The following is a 17,402-nucleotide window of genomic DNA, read 5'->3' on the forward strand; positions in this document are numbered from 1 at the left end:
CTGAGCATGTTGTCACGGGTGATACCCGCACGTTCGAGGTGAGTGTGGTAGTCCGTGATCACCGGGATACTCCCCTGCCTTCCCTGGCGGCGCTCTCGTTGCCACCGTACCCGTCTGTGATTACCCCTTCCCGCCTGAGCACGGCTATGAACGCATCTACAACTTCAGGGTCAAATTGGGTTCCCTTGTTAGCCAGGAGTTCGGCAACTGCCGCGTCAGTGGACAGTGCCCCGCGGTAAGGGCGGTCGGACATCATCGCGTCCCACGCATCGGCGACGCCCAGGATTCTCGAGCCTATGTAGGTTCCGTTCTCAGGGAGGTCAGGAGGGTACCCCCGAGGGCTCCCATCGTGCCTCATGTGATGCTGCTTGGCCATGGCGGCTGCGGCTTCCATCCCCTCCATCCCCAGGAGGATCTTCTCCCCGATCAGTGGATGGCTCCTGATCTTCTCGAATTCATCCTCGGTGAGTCTCCCGGGTTTGCCCAGGACGAAGTCAGGGACACCGACCTTTCCCACGTCGTGAAGGAGTCCACCCAGCTCTACTCTGTCTATTTCATCCCGGTCGAGCCCCATCTCCCGCGCAATCTTCCCGCACCAGACTGCAACCCGGCTGGAGTGGCCGTAGGTGTAGGGGTCCCGGTATTCCAGGGCCGTCATCAAGACCCGGACTGTCTGCACAAACTGGTTCTTCAGGCTCTTCAGGTTGGAACTGGCCTGGAAGAGCACGGTGCGGAGGCAGATGACCAAAGCCACCACGAGGGCGAGACCAAGCAAGCCGTAGGACAGCAACAGCCCGGCGAAGGCCATCCCGCCCACGCCCAGGATCGCGCTGTAGGCAAGGGTATCCCGGTTGAGGCTCACCCATGATCTCCAGAGGGGCTCGTGCTCCGAAAGGGACAGGATCCACGAAACGAGCAGTGTGTTGGCGAAGATGAACGCAAGCGTGAGAGCAACGGCGTGGACACTCAGCTCGCCCGGCCGGCCGCCCACCCCAGTGAAGACTGCATAAGACACAGCAAGGCATAGAACGGTCTGAGCTGAGTTGAAGCAGGTCTTGATAACGGGTCGCCTCTGCGCAATGCTATAGGCCACTTCACCGATCAAGGCCCCGATGGCAGGTGCTTTCAGGCCAAAGAACAACAGAGCGGCGATCTGAACAGACCCGCCGACAGTCAGATCGCCGTCATCGCTGATGTTGAGAGGATAGAGCTCCGCCCACGTGAAGACAGCCGCCACAACGATGCCCCAAAAGACGTCGCTGGGAGCGAGATCCACAAGCGAATACCCTAGAACAACCAGTGCTGCCGCGTCGAGTCCGAGTACGTAAGGCCAGAGGCGTCGCATACGTCTACACTCCCCAATGGCGAACTGGAACCACTACCAGCGCCACTTGGAGGCAGCCGTGATGGCCAGCGACACCATGGCGGCAAGGACGAGGAACCAGCGAATCCGCAGGTTCTTCACGCGGTCTTTCACTTCCCGCACCCCCTTCCGGCGGCGTGTTCGCACCCCGCCCAGGGAAATCACCCGCCCTCGTGCTGGCACAACATCCCCCAAATGGTGAACCTGGCTATGCCCGAAAAAAGCAGGATGTCACCGATGGAGAGGACGCGAGGCCATGGGTAGGGTGGCGGCACCGGGATGATGTCTGCTAACGCTGGTAGCCTCGTCTGAGGGTTGAGCATGATGTGCCTTGGACTCTGACCGGAGACCAGCTCGGATATGTACGCTCCTTGCCCTGACGCGGTTGCCGCCCACTCGGACACGGGCATCAGCCCTCCGTTGGCAGCCATCACCACCGAGTTCAGGGTCAAGCCGGCCAGTGCAAGGGAGACCCCGGGCAAGTGGCGGTTCACCCAAAGGAGACCGGCCACGACGGCCAGCTCGGCCAGGCTGAGCGCCTGGTAAACCAGGCGCCTCTCTGGCGACTGGGTAAACCGCATGATTACCTCGAAAGCGCCCACGAGGATGAACCAGGGAAGCCCTCGCAGGGGCGTCCGAGCCAGGTTGGTGACTTGTCCACCACGAACCCAGCCGACCAGAACCGCAAGCCCGACGATCTCAATGCACATTCGCCCGATCCCTCAGTATTCCGGGATTCGCGGCCGCAGAGCCGAGGCCCACGAAAAACGCCCGCTCCTGGGGCGGGCAGCGCCGATGCGAATCACCTCGGCGGGAGGGTTCACGTGGCTCCGCGGCACCGCTAGCGACCAATCCAGGTGCCGTATCTTCGCTCCGCCGACGAACACTTCTAGCAATATGGGGCAAATTCCTTCAAGCGCCCAACATATTTCTGCACATGATATAGAGCCCCAGCTAAGCGGCCGGTCAGGGCACGGGGACTCGTCTAGTCAGGCCTTTACTGCCCTCCACCGATCAATGTGATCAAAACTGCCGCCGCCGCACCCCCGAGCGACCCTGCAAGGAAGTACATGAATGCCCGGGCGTCCGAAGCTCTTCGATACGCCTCGAGCGCAGCATCCCGTTGGGCCAGCGCATCACCTAGCCTGCGTGTCTCGGCTAGGAGACCGTCTATGTCCGATTCTGCCTCCCGGTAGAGTCTCAGAACCTCGTCGATGCGTGCCTGAAGCTTCTTCACTTCGTCCCGAAGGGCGGTTGCGTCCAGCTCCGCCTCTTCGTAGAGGGCAAGCGCTTCAGTCAGTCTCTCCTGGATTCTCGTCAGTTCAGCGTCCTTGGCGTTCAGCTCCAGCGAGAGCCTGAGGATGGCCTGCTTGAGCAAGGCGTTCTCCTCGACCAGCTCCGGGATCCCCGGAACCTGGGCAAGGCAATGAACCGTACACGCCGTCAGAATGACTGTGACGACCACAACCAGCTGGATGAGGCGCTTCACTTCAGAATCTCCTCCAGTCGTTTTCTTCTGTCCTGCTGTCTTTCCTCATACTCCTCAATTGTCCTGGTACCGTCCTGAGCTGGCACATCTCTGCCCATCCGGGACGCAAGCCGGTAGCCGAGCCACACTCCGGCGGCCAGGATGGCAAGGCAGGCCAGAATCCAAAGCCACCTTTTCTTGATCAGGTCCAGGACTTTACCCCAGACCCTTTTCAGGATCATCCTGCGAATCCCCTTTCTTCGTCTTGGTCACCGTCGGAAGCTCGGGTTTCAGCCAGTCGAAAGCCCCAATGCCAGCAAGCCACGCAAGGAACGCTCGCACAAACCACTCACTTGCCAATGCCATCGCTGAGTAGGGCCCACGCGCCAGTGTGGTCCTCAGAGTGAAGGGTACGCTGAGAACGGCCGCGAGAACCGCAACGAGAATGCGGAGCCTGGTCTTTCTCGACGCTTCAGTAGGTGCCTTCTGTATCCAGCGAATGCTCTTCAACTGCCTGCCGGACGCTACGACCGCGAGCACCAAAGCTATGTCAAACACCAGATTCACATTGACCAACTCCACTAGGACCCCTCCCTGAGCGTCAGACGGATTGCGCGCATGTCAACCGCATCCCCGGGGCAGAGTGTTGCTGCCTCCGGCACCTCCGAGTGCCCCACTACACCAGAGACGGGGATGCTGTACGCACGCATCAGCTCTTGAACGAGTTCCAGAGTGCTTGCCAGCTGCACCTGGGGAACCTCGTGTTTTGTGAAGTCCCCTATCATGCACGCACCGATGCTGTCCCAGTTCGCACTTGAGCCGGCGTGCCAGGACACCGTGGTCGCGTAGTTGGTCTTGTAGACCGTGCCGTCCGAGGCGATGACATAGTGGTACCCGATCCCAGGCCAACCTCGTTTGTTCACATGGTACCTGGCCAGGGATTCGGGTGTCCCACCGTTCGTCGCGGAATGGTGTATCACCACGCGCGCTATATCGCCAAGCGCCCGCGTTCTGTACTGCTTGCTCGGGTGGCGTGGCAGCTGGTCCACGACGTCCTTTACGACCAAGATCAGTCAACCCCTCGATGGCTCGAGATCTAGATCATTGTATGTGTTCTGTTGTCGCGCCGACCTGCGCATGTAGCACAACAGGCCATTCGCAGGGATGATGATGAACTACGGCGAGATGCAGGCTTCGGATATGCTGGGAGCGATTGAGCAGATCTCCGAAGCCTTCAGACTGGAAGGTGTAAAGAAGAGAGCCGGGGGATCTGGTGTTGGTTCGACCCGGCTGTTCACGCCACTATCACGGGAGCTGACACGTTACGTTCTGCGCCAGAACCCGGGCAGAAGCAATCCCAACACTGTGTAGATCTCGAGTCTTCCTATGAGCATGCACAAGATCAGAATCCACTTGGTGAGGTCAGGCAGGAACCCGTAGTTGCCAGCTGGTCCGACCAGCCCGAACCCGGGCCCAACGTTTCCCAGTGTCGCAGCTACTGCACCGAAAGAGCTCACGGGGTCCAGTCCGGCAGCCGACACTGCAAGAACGCCGAGAACGAACACGGCCACGTAAATGAATATGAATGCCAAGACTGAACTGACGACCTCATCAGAGACCGGCCGCCCGCTCAGGGTCGGGACCCCAACCCGCCTTGGATGAATGACGCGCATCAATTCGCTCCCGGCATGCTTGAAAAGGATGGCAATCCGGGCGACCTTCACCGCTCCCCCCGTTGACCCCGCGCTTCCTCCGATGAACATGAGGAAGAACAGGATGATCCGGCTCAAGGATGGCCAGGCGTCGAAGTCTGCAGTGGTAAACCCGGTCGTAGTGAGGACGGACGTCACCTGGAATGCAGACAAACGGAGGGATTGCCCTAAGTCATAGACGGAGTTGGTGAAGAGGTTGATCGCAATCAAGAAGGTGGCTCCGATGGCTATCCCGGCATACGTCCGGAACTCGGAATCCCGCCTGAAGGATCCGAGATTGCCCCGGAGCACCCGGTAGTGCAGTGTGAAATTGGCGCCTGCGAGGAACATGAAGACTATGATGATGATCTCGATGGCCACGGAATTCCACGCCTCGACGCTCTTGGACGCAGTGGAAAAGCCTCCAGTCGCCGTGGTTGCGAAGGTGTGCGTGACGGCATCGAAGAACGACATGCCGAAAGCCCACAAAAGGAGGGCTTCCGCGGCGGATAGTCCCGCGTAGATCACCCACAGCCGCTTGGCTGTCTCGCGGACCCTGGGTTCAAGGCGCTCTGGAACGGGCCCGGGCACCTCTGCCCGAAATAACTGCATTCCCCCCACCTGGAAGCTTGGGAGAAGCGCCAGTGAGAGGACGATGATGCCCATCCCGCCGAGCCAGTGCAGGAACGCCCTCCAGAAGAGTATGCCGCGGGGTTGAGCCTCGATGTCCGAAAGGACAGTGGCCCCTGTGGTTGTCAACCCGGACATGGCCTCGAACACCGCGTCTGAGAATGTGGAGAACGTTCCGAAAAGAAGGAACGGCAACGCCCCGAAGATAGCACAGGCGACCCAGCCCAGGGATGTAACTGCCATTGCTTCCTTGTGGCCGAATCGACCTCTGCACCCTCTCGTCAGCAGTTTCCCTGCCCCCCCGGCCCCGACTGTCACGAGGCCGGACATGGAGAAGGCGGACGTATCCGGCCCCCCATGCGCAATTGAGACCGCTAGGGGGATAATGTTGAGCATCCCCAGGATCAGGACCAGGCTGGCCACGACATTGCCGACCAGTCTTGTGTTCAAGTGACTTACACCCCGCTACTCTTACTCGAACAGTTGCTCGACCGCACTGACCACCGGCTCGAGGGCGAACACGATCACGTGGTCGCCTGGGGCAATCCTGGTGTCTCCACGGGGCGCTATCACGTGTCCGTTCCTGACCACGCTGCCTATGACTGCTCCCTCCGGCAAGGCGATATCCTTTATTGCCTGTTGACACGCCCGGCAGCCCTCGTTCACGACCACCTCGACAACTTCGGCGTTGGCCTCGCGAAGCAGGGCCAGGGAAACTACGTGGCCTCCTCTCACCATCTTGAGAATGGCGCCTGCCGCGATCAGCCTGGGAACCACCGTCCCGTCTAAATCCATCCTGGAGGTGAAAGGCAGGTATTCCTCTTGCTTCAAAGATACAACGACCCGCCTGACTCCCATACGCTTGAGGATGTAACCGGTCAGGAGGTTTGCCTGATCCTCATCGGTCGTAACCGCCACCGCGCTGGACTCACCGACTCCTTCTTCATCGAGCACCTCTAGGCGCGTCGCATCCGCATGGATCACCGTGATCTGCGGAAAAGCGACGGCCAGCGCCCGGCAGCGCTCATGGTCCTTTTCGATGACCTTCACATGGACACCGTGAGCGGAGAATGGCTCCAGGGCACGGGCAAGATAGTACCCAACTTCAGTGCCGCCGATCACGCAGACCTTCCGAAGGACGCCTGCCTCCTTCCCCGCCCTCAACCCAACCAGGGACAGGACTCCGGGCCTGCCCACGAGGAAAAGGCGGTCACCGGGCAGGATAGACGTGTTACCGCGCGGTATCACCGCCTCGCCATCGCGCATGATAGCAACCAGGGTGTTCACGGTGATGTTAAGATCTCGCACCGGAGTGTGGACGAGCGACGATCCTTCGTCCACCACGAACGACCCGAGTTGCACCCGTCCCCCGGCGAGATAGTCTATCTCCGAAGCGTTCGGCGTCTTGAGCAGGCGCGCCATTTCTATAGCAGCCTGGTGCTCGGGGTTTACAGTCAGGTCGATGCCCAGCCGATGGCCGAGGGTGGCGCCATTACCGTCAAGTTCGTACCCGGGGTTCCGAACCCGCGCCACGGTGGTCTGAGCCCCGGCGCGTTTCGCTAAAAGACATGTGAGCATGTTCACTTCATCACTGCGGGTGACGGCGATGACGAGCTTCGCTTCGGCGACCCCCGCTTGATCCAACACGCGGGGAGAACACCCGTTCCCATCCACCGCCATTACATCGAGGTTTCGATCTATCTCTCGAAGCCTTTCTGGGTCCCGGTCCAGTACTACAACGTCACGATTCTCCTGGGAGAGCCTCTTTGCCAGCTCATAACCGAGCTTCCCCGCGCCTACGATGACAATCCTCACGGCAAGTCCTCCTGGTCCCACGACAGAACCCATGTCCTGTTCACTTGCAGTGAACTAGTTCAGATTAGAGATCCGTTCACAATGGTTAAGGTCTTCGCCGTCGATGCCCAGTCTTCCTTCCCCTGGCAGGACTTGTGACACATCAGGCGAAATACCCCGAGCAAGTTTGAGAGGTGCTGCACTATGCCAGGCGCACAGAATCGCCGAATCAGGCGGATGTCGCCCAGTCATGTCCTGGCCCTGACGGTCGTCGCCGTGACAATCATGGTCTTGTGGTTTCCCTTGGGAGCAGGCGAAACCCTGCCCGCCTTGGCCGGACGCCCCCCAAGGGCAGTCGCGGGGTCCTTGGACCTCTCCGCGTGGGACTTCGATACTCGGGGTCCAGCCCGCCTCGACGGAGAGTGGGAGTTCTACTGGAATCGCCTGCTCGAACCGGGAGATTTCGAGGCCGGGCCCGCACTTGCGGCTGCCACGGGTTCCAGGGATTTCATCACAGTCCCGGGCACGTGGAACGGGCGCAACCTCGACGGCGTGCGTCTCGGCGGTCAGGGTTACGCCACCTTGAGGCTGTCCGTGGACATCGGTGACCGGTCGGGCATGTGGGCGATTAAGATACCTTTCATGCTAACCGCGTATAAGCTCTGGGTCAACGGAGTCCCAGTGGCCGGCAACGGCGTGGTCGGCACTTCCCCGTCTGACTACCGCTCGCAGTTCCGCCACGAGCTGGCGTCCTTCGAGTTGTCCGGCGGCCAAGTCACTATCATCGCTCAAGTGGCTAATTTCGATCTTGACCGCGCCATCACGCGGACCATCCTGTTCGGACCCGAGCAGCACGTGCTCAATTTGCGAGATCGCAGGCTGGCCATGGACCTTCTGCTTACGGGGGCCGTCCTGATCACGGGCATGTACCACTTGGGCTTCTATGCCATCAGGCGGCGGGAACGCGCTCCGCTGGCCTTTGGGCTCCTCTGCTTGATCATCGCCGTCCGCACTCTTCTCTCCGGAGAGATGTTCTGGAGCGTTCTATTCCCGGATTTCAACGTGGAAGCCTACATCAGACTCGCCACCCTCACCTTTTTCCTTGGAGTCCCGGCGTTCGTCGCGTTCACAGGGTATGTCTTCCCCAACGAAGTGTCGCGAAAGGTGGTTTGGGCAACAGGTGTCGTTGGCGCGGTTCTGTCGTTAGCGGTCGTGGTTCTTCCGAACCGAGTCTACGGCCGGACGCTCATCCCCGCAGAGGTGCTTACTATCATGGTTTTCGCGTACCTCTTCGTGGCGCTAGGGCGCGCCGTGGCCGCGCGCCGCGACGGGGCGAGGCTTTTCGTGGTCGGGACGGCGCTTCTTCTCATCGTGGTGATGAACGATATCGCGTACGACAACGGAATAATCCAGACGGGCACGTATGCCCCCTTGGGACTGTTCATTTTCACGTTCGGGCAGTCCTTCCTGATAGCCCGGAGATTCTCTGGGGCCTTCTCCACGGTTGAAGAACTCTCCTCGCGCCTGGTATCCCTCGACCGGCTCAAAGATGAGTTTCTCTCAAACACCTCTCATGAGCTCCGGACGCCTCTCGCCGGGATCGTAGAGATAGCGGAGTCCATGATAGAAGGGGCGGCAGGCCCGGTCAGCAGCGAACAGGCCCACAATCTCGCGATCATCGCTGCGGGAGGCAGGAGGCTTTCAAACCTGATCAACGACATATCGGACCTCACTCGATTGAAGAACCAGGACATCGCCTTGAACAAGAAGCCTGTCAGGCTATGGCAGGTCGTCGAGGCCGTTCTCGAAGTGCGCCGGTTCCTGGCGGCGGGAAAGCCGCTCGATCTCGCGAACAACGTCGATCCACGGCTGCCCCTTGTTGACGCGGATGAGGACCGGCTGCAACAGATACTGCACAACCTGGTTGGAAACGCCGTCAAGTTCACGGAGTCCGGGCGGATCACTGTTTCGGCACTGGAGCTTGAGGGATATCTGAAAGTGAGCGTGTCGGATACAGGCGTCGGCATGCCGCCGGACCACCTTGCCCGCGTCCTCGGGCTGCTCGATAGCTCTGAAGAGCTTGAGGCCGGAACGCTCCGCCGTGTTGGTTTGGGTCTTAGTATCACAAAGCACCTGGTGGAGCTGCACGGTGGGGAGATGAGCGCGGAGTCCCAGGTTGGGAATGGATCGACCTTCTCGTTCACCCTTCCGTTGAGCGCCGCGGCGAGCGGCGACGAGGCCACAACCCAGGCCCAGGCTGCGGTCGAGTTTCTCTCCGCGTCACCTCCCGAGGCGCCAACAGCATGCGCCCAGGTGACAAGCTCACTCGGAGCGGGAGAGGCGGCCGGCTCATCCTCAGCCCTCCAGCCGCCAGGCACGTCTGAGTCCGCCGCAGACACGCTCCAATCCGATGGCGGGCGGATCCTGGTGGCGGATAGTGACCCCATGATCAGACAGGTTCTTGCCAACTGCCTATCTCTGACGGGGTGGTCTCCAGTCCCGGTCCCTGGCGGAACCGAGGCCCTCCAGGCGCTCGAGAGCGGTCGTGGTTTCGATCTCGCGATCCTTGATGTGGTCTTGCCCGGGATGTCCGGATACGAAGTCTGCCGGGCGATCAGGCGGACTCATTCGAAGCTCGAGCTTCCAGTCTTGTTGCTCTCCGCCAAGTCCGAACCTGACGATGTCGCCGCGGCGGCGGAGGCAGGAGCCAATGATCTTCTGGCCAAGCCCATCAGAAAAGCGGAACTCCTCTCCCGTGTGACCACCCTGCTCACTCTCAAGCGCTCGGTCCTTATGGCGGCCACCGACAGCCTCACCGGCCTACTCACAAGGAGACACCTGTTCGAGGCGGCCAAGAGGGAATTCGAGGCGGCGAAATCTGGCTCGGGCCTGTTTTCCCTTATCATGCTCGATATCGACTACTTCAAGGGTTTCAACGACACTTACGGCCATTCCATCGGAGACCGCGTCATGAAGGTTGTCGCAGAGAGATGCCTTGCAAACGTCCGGACAGGCGACTTGGTCGGCAGATACGGTGGGGACGAGTTTATGATCGTCCTGCCCGGAACCGGCCTGCCCACCGCGATGACCGTGACTGAGCGGGTGCGGAAGAGCATATCGGGATCCACGGTCGCAGTCGGAGACGGAGAGGATGTCTTCATCACCGTAAGCGCGGGCCTGGCAGTACTCACCCCCGATACTCAAAGCCTTGAGCAGCTGTTCCATGAGGCGGATGTGGCCCTCCTTCAGGCAAAGAGGGCGGGTCGCGATACGATCGTGGTGGCGAATTGAGCATGGTTCCACGACGTACGCCGTCATTGAAACGCCGCGCCCGGCACCGCGGAGGCGGCCTCCGGCGGGCGGGACGGCCCCGGGCGGGGGCTGTGAGCCCACGGAGGCGACCGGTTGGGGAGTGGTGTGGCGGCGGCCTGGGACCCAACTGGCGGCTCTCGTTCGGCCGCTGCCTGCCCGGGTGCAGCGAAGGTGAATGTCGCGAAAAGCATATTGACACGGTTCCGGCCACGTGAGACAATTGCGTCGGAGAAAAAGTTAGGCCCACCAAACTTATTGTCGCGCTCGCGGGTTTGGCAGGTGCGGCCGCGAGCCTCTTGGGCCTGCGTAGGGGGTGTAGCCCGTAAAGAAGAATGAGGTCTCCCCATCGCTCCAGGATTACCTCGAAGCCATACTGGATCTCTCGGTGGGGGCAGACGGGGTCCGAACGACAGACGTCGCCACCAGGCTGAATGTCTCCAAAGCCAGCGTCACTCAGGCGATGGGCAATCTCGTGCGTGCAGGACTTGCATTGCAGGAGCGGTACGGGCCCGTGGAACTGACTGAGGCCGGATACGCTAAGGCAGCGTCAGTGCGAAGGCGCCACGAGCTTCTGAGGTCGCTCTTCGAGGACGTCCTGGGCGTGGATCCAGAAACCGCGGACGCTGATGCATGTAGGGTGGAGCATGCAATCAGCCCAGTCACCCTGGAGAAGCTGGCTGAGTTCCTGAAGAGGAGGTCTGACCGGTGAGTCGAAGGGAGACACGTGTTCCTCTGAGCGTGCTCACTCCCGGCGCCACGGGGATCGTGGCTTGTGTCCACTGCTCCGGCCCGCTCCGGCGCCGACTCTTGGACATGGGAGTGGTGCCCGGGGTCGAGGTCAGGGTGGACAGGTTCGCCCCGCTCGGCGACCCGATGGTCATAAGCCTGATGGGGTATCGCCTCAGTCTGCGGAGGCAGGAGGCCGCCGCTGTGCTCGTGGACGTTGTCGGCTTCTCGGGGCTCTCTGGTCCGTGTCCCTTAGTCCCAGGCGGCGCGCCTCATTGCGCCCGGAAGTTAGGCTTTCCTAACATACTGCCCGCCCTGGCACGCTGGCACAACCCCTGGGCCCGCACAGGTAAAAGGAGGCGTAGAAAGCGGAGATGAGGCAAGCCACTCTACAGGACGCCGCAGAGCCGGTAATCGCCCTCGCGGGCAACCCGAACTCGGGAAAGACCAGCCTTTTCAACTCGCTTACACATTCCAGACACCACGTAGGCAACTGGCCAGGAGTCACCGTGGAAAAGCGGGAGGGATACCTCTCCACAGGTGACGTCCGTGTGAGGGTCGTGGATCTTCCCGGAACCTACAGCCTAACCGCGCGATCGGCCGATGAGGCAATAGCGCGTTCATTCATCCTGGAGCAATCTCCCGACGTTGTCGTCGATGTTGTGGACGCGTCGAATATCCAACGGAACCTCTATCTCACCATCCAGTTGCTGGAGATGGGAGCGAGGGTTGTCGTAGCCCTGAATATGTTCGATGAGGCCCGGGCACTGGGGATACAAGTGGATATCCCGGCACTGGAGAGATTGCTCGGAGTCCCTGTAGTCCCGACGGTCGCCACCCGCGGCGTGGGCCTGACGCGTCTGAAGCGCGTCATGCTCGAGACGGCGAAACGCGTCAAGCCGATCACTATTGACTATGGCCCTGAAATGGAGCGCGGGATCGCGACGGTGGAAGATCTTCTTGGAAGGTCTCCCTCTCTGCTCCGCGGCCGGCCCGCCAGGTGGCTCGCGATCAAGCTCCTCGAGGGAGATGATATGGTCACGGCCGAGTTCACGGACTCCGCGAACCCCGGGGTCATGGAGGAGGTCGAGCGGTGCCGTGACCGGATCCGCGCAAGGACCGGACAGGCCACCGAGGACCTGGCGGCGGACAGGCGGCATGGGTTTGTGTCCGGAGTCGTGCGGCAGGCCGTCTCGAGCGTGCGTGAGCCGGGGGGCCCTCCCACACTGTCTGAGAGAATAGACAGATTCGTCTTGCACAGGTACTTCGGAATTCCGCTGCTGGCCATGGTCCTGTTCGGCACATTCCAATTCACGTTCGCGGTGAGTAGCCCAATGGTGGATGGGCTAGGCGCTGCCACCTCCTGGCTGGGCGACTCGATGGCAAGAGTCATGGGGGCGGCTGGTGCCTCCCAGACCCTCGTGTCACTGGTCCGCGACGGGATTGTCGCGGGGGTGGGCTCTGTGCTCTCCTTCGTACCCCCCATATTCATGCTCTTTCTCGGCATCTCTCTGCTTGAGGACACAGGGTACATGGCACGCGCCGCATTCCTTTCGGACCGGTTGATGCATGCTGCCGGACTGCACGGGAAGTCCGCCATACCGATGATAATGGGGTTCGGATGCAACGTCCCTGCCATCCTTGCGGCGAGAACCCTCGACAGCCCGAGGGATAGGATTATCACTATCCTCGTAAACCCGTTCATATCGTGCTCCGCCAGGCTTCCTGTCTATGTCCTGTTCGCAGGGGCGCTCTTCCCGCGAAACCAAGGGCTCGTGATCCTTTCTCTCTATGTGGCCGGGGCAATTATCGCGATCATATCCGCAAGGGTACTGAGCCGGACTGCCCTTGCGGGCGAGCCCTCGACCTTCGTGATGGAACTCCCGCCATACCGGATACCATCTGTGCTGAGCCTGGCCATGCACACGTGGGAGCGCGGCCGTGCCTTTCTTCAGAAGGCCGCGACCGTGATTCTAGTGTCAGCGGTGGCAGTGTGGGCCATGTCCAATCTCCCACCGGGCGTCGCTCCGGCGAGCGCCGGAAGCCTGATGGGGCAGGCTGGCACGCTCCTGGCACCGCTTCTGAGGCCCGCGGGCTTCGGCACTTGGGAGGCTGCAGTCGCCTTGATGTTCGGGTTAGTGGCGAAAGAAGTAATCGTGGGGACACTCGGAGTTGTGTACGGGGCAGAAGGAGATAGCCTCGCGGCCGCGATCCAGTCCCGGTGGACTCCGCTGTCTGCCTATGCGTTCATGGTGATGAGCCTTCTCTACGTGCCATGCGTCTCAACAGTGGTGGCTATCCGCCGGGAAACCAACTCCTTGGGCTGGGCCATCTTCGCCGTAACCTACAGCCTCGGCGTAGGTTGGGCAGCCGCAGTCGCCGTATACCAAGTTGGACGGTTACTCGGATTCGCATGACGCCCACACAGCGTGGGCGGCAGGGCCGCGGTGGTCAGCGTTGATCGCCGCAGATGCATAGTGATCGTGCAGAGGGAGCGGGCAACCCGCTCCCCCTTGTGTCTGCGTCAGTCACCCCAGATCGTGTGGCCCCCGGATCAGGGACCGCACGAGGATGACACGCCGTCCTACTTCTTGTAGTGATCGGCCTCGTCGAACTTGATTATCTTCTCGAGCCACTCGGCCGGATACGCCGTGCGGGTGATGTTCCCGTCGATGTTGACTGTCCCTGCGTTGTACTTCCAGAACAGCCAGTCAAGGAAGCCCCACCAGGCATCGCGGACAGTCTCGACGTTGCGGTTGCAGTACTCGGTCAGGAACTCCACGGCAAGCCTCGGGTCCTTCTTGTAAAGCTCCATCGCAGCCGCGTCGATCGCCGGCAGAGTCCTCATCACCGAGCCTTCATACTTGTCCTGCATCGCGTTGATGTCCTTGATCATGTAGGACCACTTCAGATCGACCAAGGTGTTGACGCACGAGACCGCCCACCAGAAAGACTCCCTCGTGAACTGCTGATGGGAACCGGCTTTCTCGCTGATGCTCGGGGATATGTGTGTCACGCTGTTGTAGAAGGGCACGTAGACAGTGGTCGCCGGCGCAGCTGGGCCATACCACAGCACGCCGCCGATCTCGTCCGGGAGCCAGCCTCTCGACTGCGCGATTATGCTGTACTCGCATCCGATCGCGGATACGGTGCGATTCCAGCCGTATGTGTCGCTGCCGACGTTGAAGGTCCATCCCGGATACCGTCGCGGGTTGCCCCAAGGGCCAGCGGTCCAGCTGGTACTGGAGTCAAACTCGGTACCCTCGTAGTGGTCGCGGTGAAGTGCGGCGACGTCTGCGACGGACAGCTTGCGCTCCACAGGGACGGAGAAAGGCGGATCTGCCTCAGTCAGGGTATTCGCGAGAGACGGGGCAACGCGGCTGAAGATGCGGACGATCCGCCGGTAGCTGTAGTCGGGCCGTACGCGGTCGCAGAAGTCCCATCTCCAGTTGAGCTTCTTGCCTGATGCCGGGTCCCACCAGCCCTTCTCCTGGGCGAACTCGCGGATTCCAGGGCCGTACATGAAGTTCTCGTGATCGTCGAAATCGATCTCACCTATGACCGAGGAGTTCGATGAGACCGCTATGTGGCCGTCGGGAACGCGCTGTGCGACCCAGAATGCCCCCGGCTCACCCGACTCCGGCTCCCAAAGTGGCCCTGGGCCGACGATCTCAAAGACCCACGCCTCGTTGGGGTCGCATACGGAGAGCTCCTCGCCAGAATCCTTGTACCCATATTTCACAGCGAGGTCGCCCATCACCTGGATGGCCTCACGGGCGGTGGCGCCGCGCTCAAGGGCAAGCATGGACAGGTTTGTGATGTCGAAGATACCCTGCTGGTTCCGGAACTCGGCCCGACCGCCTATGGTGGTCTCGCCGATACCCACCTGCTTCTCGTTCATCATCCCGAAGATGCCCGCTATGTACGCGTAGGTGTGTGGAACCTGCGGGATCATGTTCCCGGTGGGCTTCGATGCCTCGGAGAGGCGGTACCCTGCAGTGTGTTGGGGCAGGTAAGGAACTTCGACCATCGCTCCCGGCTCCCAGTCCTTCGCAGGCACCTTCCAGATCTCGTACGCACACGAGCCGCAGTCAGCAGTGTGGGTCACCATGGCCGAGCCGTCCACGGAAGCACCCGGTGACACCAGTATGGAGGTGCAAGCGAACGCTGCAGCGGAGGCCAGAATGACGCTGAGCGCGACTACTGATGCAACGATCAGGAGCTTGACGCGGTGCAGAGACTTCTTGTGGTACACTTGTGTTTACCTCCTTAATGTTGCTATACGACGCTGCCGTAGCGTCTCGATCCGTCCGGCCTCATCACCCCCTTGCTCCAGCGTCTCGCCACATTACCCCAGCGAAGGTGCAGAAGTGCAAATTGGGGTTTACTGTACCATACAGAGAGATTGCGGATGTGTCAAGAGAGACCAGTACCGGCCTGCGGCCGTGAACTTGAGTCCGCCCGGGCACGCGCGTGGTTCGCTTCCATCTTGGGGAGGATACCTCGGGGCGATGCCGAAAACGTTAGCTCTGTGGGATCGGGCCGGAGCCCGCCGCGCTGCCGCGACCCTCGGGGACGCAGGAGGATGGAGGTTGATGAAGACACAGTGAAGCATGTTGGGTCATATGTAGGCCTGGCTTCTAGCGGCGCACTTGCCGTCAGGAGGGATCGCGCGTGGGAAAGGCTCCACGTGTGTGACCTGTGCGCCCACGAGTGTGGCGTGGACCGCCTGGCAGGAAAACTGGGCGTGTGCCGATCGGATGAAACGGTCCAGATATCCAACTACGGCCCGCATTTCGGGGAGGAGCGTCCGCTTGTGGGAACGCGAGGGTCCGGCACAATATTCTTCGCCGGGTGCAACCTCAGGTGCGTGTTCTGCCAGAACTGGGACATCAGCCACATGCGATTCGGACGTACGGTTTCCCCATCGGAACTCGCCGATATCATGCTCGAGCTCGAAGAGACAGGCTGCCACAACATAAACCTGGTCACGCCGACCCACTACATGCCTCACATACTCTCTGCCCTGGTCATAGCGGCCGAACAGGGCCTCGAACTGCCCATAGTATACAACTGCGGCGGGTATGAGTCTCTCGAGGCACTGTCTCTACTCGACGGAATTGTCGACATCTACATGCCGGATGTCAAGTACTCGGACCCCGAAACCGGCCTGCGTTTCTCCAAGGCAAGAGACTACCCAGACGTGGTTCGGGCCTCTCTTAAGGAGATGCACCGGCAGGTGGGTGACCTGATGATCGATGAGGACGGCATCGCCTGGCGCGGACTGCTGGTGCGCCACCTGGTCCTGCCGGAGAGGCTCGCCGGCACCGCAGAGATAGTGCGGTTCATAGCGGAAGAGCTATCGCCAGACACATACATAAACATCATGGCCCAGTACCGCCCGGAGTTCAGGGCGAGAGAACATCCGCCCTTGGACCGGGCAATCACCAGGGGGGAGTACGAGGAAGCCATCCGGCTGGCCAGGGAGGCCGGGCTTCACCGGTTCGCGGAATGAGACAGTCATCCGATCCTCGCTGGGCTGGCGTAGCACGCGGGTCCGGGTCGAGGCCAAACGGGCAGCGTGAAAGTGAACACGCTCCCCTTCCCCATCTCGCTCTCAACCCACACGCGGCCCCCGTGCGCCTCAACCAGGCTCTTCACTATGTACAGGCCGAGACCCAGCCCCTGGTGTTTCCCCGCCACAACTTGGACCCTATAGTACCTTTCGAATATGCGCGAGATGTCCTCTGCAGAGATCCCCGGACCGCGGTCGGATACTGAGATCAGTCAGTGCCTTAGGTAGTGGTATAAACTCGGGGGGAAGATCCTTGCGGTATTGACAGGACAGCCGCCAGCGTGGTTCTTTTCGGATGTAAGGCAATACAGTCCGAGGGGGTAACCACGATGGCAGCTGCCAAGAGAACTGTATCACTTCTGGACCTTCTCCGCCAGGCGGGAATGGATCAGGACATAGACTTCCTCAGGGAGGGTGCACGGCTTCTCGCCCAAAGGCTCGTTGAGCTCGAGGCCACTGAGAGAATTGGAGCGGAGAGGTATGAGAGAACGGCGGAGCGATCGACGAGGATGTCCCAAAGTTCGTGGAATCTGAGGTAGCGGCTCCCTGCTCCGTTGTGGTAAAACGGAGCTGTGAGAGAATGCAGGGAGCCGCCGGTGTCAGCATATCGCAGCAAGGGCAGTCCTGAAAGAGCCAACAGGGAAGAAGACGCAACGAAAACACTAATCTCCCGCGAGGTGGCGCTGAGCCTCGAGGCGATACGCCAGAAAGCGAAAGATGGGCTGCTTGCGCTATGCGTAGAGGAGGGGCTCAACACGCTCGGGCTGATGTTCGAGCAAGAGCTGGAGGAGAAGATCGGCAAGAAGGGCAAACACAACCCCAAGCGGCCTGGCTCCAGGCACA

General features: G+C 60.9%; 16 protein-coding genes and 2 pseudogenes. 8 read left to right on the forward strand and 10 right to left on the reverse strand.

Going from position 1 to position 17,402, the window contains the following annotated elements; translation table 11 throughout:
* Window positions 1–58 precede the first annotated feature (58 nt).
* From NUW23_00560 to trkA, 8 genes are all read right to left on the reverse strand, one after another.
* The gene (locus NUW23_00560; GenBank protein ID MCR4424672.1) at window positions 59–1,345 is read right to left on the reverse strand and encodes an HD domain-containing protein; all 1,287 of its coding nucleotides are present in this window, start codon (window positions 1,343–1,345) and stop codon (window positions 59–61) included.
* A gap of 179 nt (window positions 1,346–1,524) precedes the next feature.
* Complete coding sequence (locus tag NUW23_00565) at window positions 1,525–2,073, reverse strand: DUF5317 domain-containing protein (protein MCR4424673.1); 549 nt, start codon at window positions 2,071–2,073, stop codon at window positions 1,525–1,527.
* A 287-nt stretch (window positions 2,074–2,360) separates the two neighbouring features.
* Window positions 2,361–2,852 (reverse strand): hypothetical protein, encoded by a 492-nt coding sequence (locus NUW23_00570; GenBank protein MCR4424674.1) that lies wholly within the window; start codon window positions 2,850–2,852, stop codon window positions 2,361–2,363.
* The gene (locus tag NUW23_00575; protein MCR4424675.1) at window positions 2,849–3,073 is read right to left on the reverse strand and encodes a hypothetical protein; all 225 of its coding nucleotides are present in this window, start codon (window positions 3,071–3,073) and stop codon (window positions 2,849–2,851) included. Before NUW23_00575 ends, NUW23_00570 begins: the two co-directional genes overlap by 4 nt.
* On the reverse strand, window positions 3,048–3,413 hold the full coding sequence (locus NUW23_00580; GenBank protein MCR4424676.1) for a hypothetical protein: 366 nt from the start codon (window positions 3,411–3,413) through the stop codon (window positions 3,048–3,050). The genes NUW23_00575 and NUW23_00580 overlap by 26 nt, the downstream gene beginning before the upstream one ends.
* Window positions 3,413–3,898 carry a peptidoglycan recognition protein family protein gene (locus NUW23_00585; protein ID MCR4424677.1) on the reverse strand — a complete coding sequence of 162 codons (486 nt, stop codon included), beginning with the start codon at window positions 3,896–3,898 and terminating at the stop codon, window positions 3,413–3,415. The genes NUW23_00580 and NUW23_00585 overlap by 1 nt, the downstream gene beginning before the upstream one ends.
* 255 nt (window positions 3,899–4,153) lie before the next feature.
* On the reverse strand, window positions 4,154–5,602 hold the full coding sequence (locus NUW23_00590) for a TrkH family potassium uptake protein (GenBank protein ID MCR4424678.1): 1,449 nt from the start codon (window positions 5,600–5,602) through the stop codon (window positions 4,154–4,156).
* A 21-nt stretch (window positions 5,603–5,623) separates the two neighbouring features.
* Window positions 5,624–6,967 carry a Trk system potassium transporter TrkA gene (gene trkA / locus NUW23_00595; GenBank protein ID MCR4424679.1) on the reverse strand — a complete coding sequence of 448 codons (1,344 nt, stop codon included), beginning with the start codon at window positions 6,965–6,967 and terminating at the stop codon, window positions 5,624–5,626.
* Window positions 6,968–7,150: 183 nt separating this feature from the next.
* On the opposite strand from trkA, the gene NUW23_00600 reads away from it, so the two are divergent.
* The 5 genes and pseudogenes from NUW23_00600 to feoB all read left to right on the forward strand — a co-directional run bounded on the left by NUW23_00600 (window position 7,151) and on the right by feoB (window position 13,401).
* Window positions 7,151–10,237, forward strand: coding sequence for a diguanylate cyclase (locus NUW23_00600; protein ID MCR4424680.1), 3,087 nt, complete (start codon window positions 7,151–7,153; stop codon window positions 10,235–10,237).
* Window positions 10,238–10,610: 373 nt separating this feature from the next.
* Window positions 10,611–10,751 (forward strand): annotated as a pseudogene (locus NUW23_00605) (metal-dependent transcriptional regulator).
* A gap of 18 nt (window positions 10,752–10,769) precedes the next feature.
* Window positions 10,770–10,967: a hypothetical protein gene (locus NUW23_00610; GenBank protein MCR4424681.1), complete on the forward strand. Its 198-nt coding sequence runs from the start codon at window positions 10,770–10,772 to the stop codon at window positions 10,965–10,967.
* A gap of 23 nt (window positions 10,968–10,990) precedes the next feature.
* A pseudogene (locus tag NUW23_00615) lies at window positions 10,991–11,203 on the forward strand (ferrous iron transport protein A).
* Window positions 11,204–11,358: 155 nt separating this feature from the next.
* Complete coding sequence (gene feoB, locus NUW23_00620; GenBank protein ID MCR4424682.1) at window positions 11,359–13,401, forward strand: ferrous iron transport protein B; 2,043 nt, start codon at window positions 11,359–11,361, stop codon at window positions 13,399–13,401.
* Between the two features lie 167 nt (window positions 13,402–13,568).
* Here feoB and NUW23_00625 read toward each other — a convergent pair whose 3' ends face one another.
* Window positions 13,569–15,239: a C69 family dipeptidase gene (locus NUW23_00625; protein ID MCR4424683.1), complete on the reverse strand. Its 1,671-nt coding sequence runs from the start codon at window positions 15,237–15,239 to the stop codon at window positions 13,569–13,571.
* 330 nt (window positions 15,240–15,569) lie between these two features.
* On the opposite strand from NUW23_00625, the gene NUW23_00630 reads away from it, so the two are divergent.
* Entirely contained in the window at window positions 15,570–16,499 is a 930-nt protein-coding gene (locus NUW23_00630; GenBank protein ID MCR4424684.1) for a radical SAM protein, read from the forward strand.
* A gap of 5 nt (window positions 16,500–16,504) precedes the next feature.
* Here the strand turns inward: NUW23_00630 and NUW23_00635 are convergent, their stop codons facing one another.
* The gene (locus NUW23_00635) at window positions 16,505–16,768 is read right to left on the reverse strand and encodes an ATP-binding protein (GenBank protein MCR4424685.1); all 264 of its coding nucleotides are present in this window, start codon (window positions 16,766–16,768) and stop codon (window positions 16,505–16,507) included.
* A gap of 120 nt (window positions 16,769–16,888) precedes the next feature.
* Between NUW23_00635 and NUW23_00640 the strand changes: the two genes are divergently transcribed.
* On the forward strand, window positions 16,889–17,098 hold the full coding sequence (locus tag NUW23_00640; protein MCR4424686.1) for a transposase: 210 nt from the start codon (window positions 16,889–16,891) through the stop codon (window positions 17,096–17,098).
* A gap of 57 nt (window positions 17,099–17,155) precedes the next feature.
* On the forward strand, window positions 17,156–17,402 hold a 247-nt coding region (locus NUW23_00645; GenBank protein MCR4424687.1), incomplete at its 3' end, for an IS256 family transposase.

Source organism: Bacillota bacterium (assembly GCA_024655925.1).
Classification (GTDB): Bacteria; Bacillota; DTU025; order DTU025; family JANLFS01; genus JANLFS01.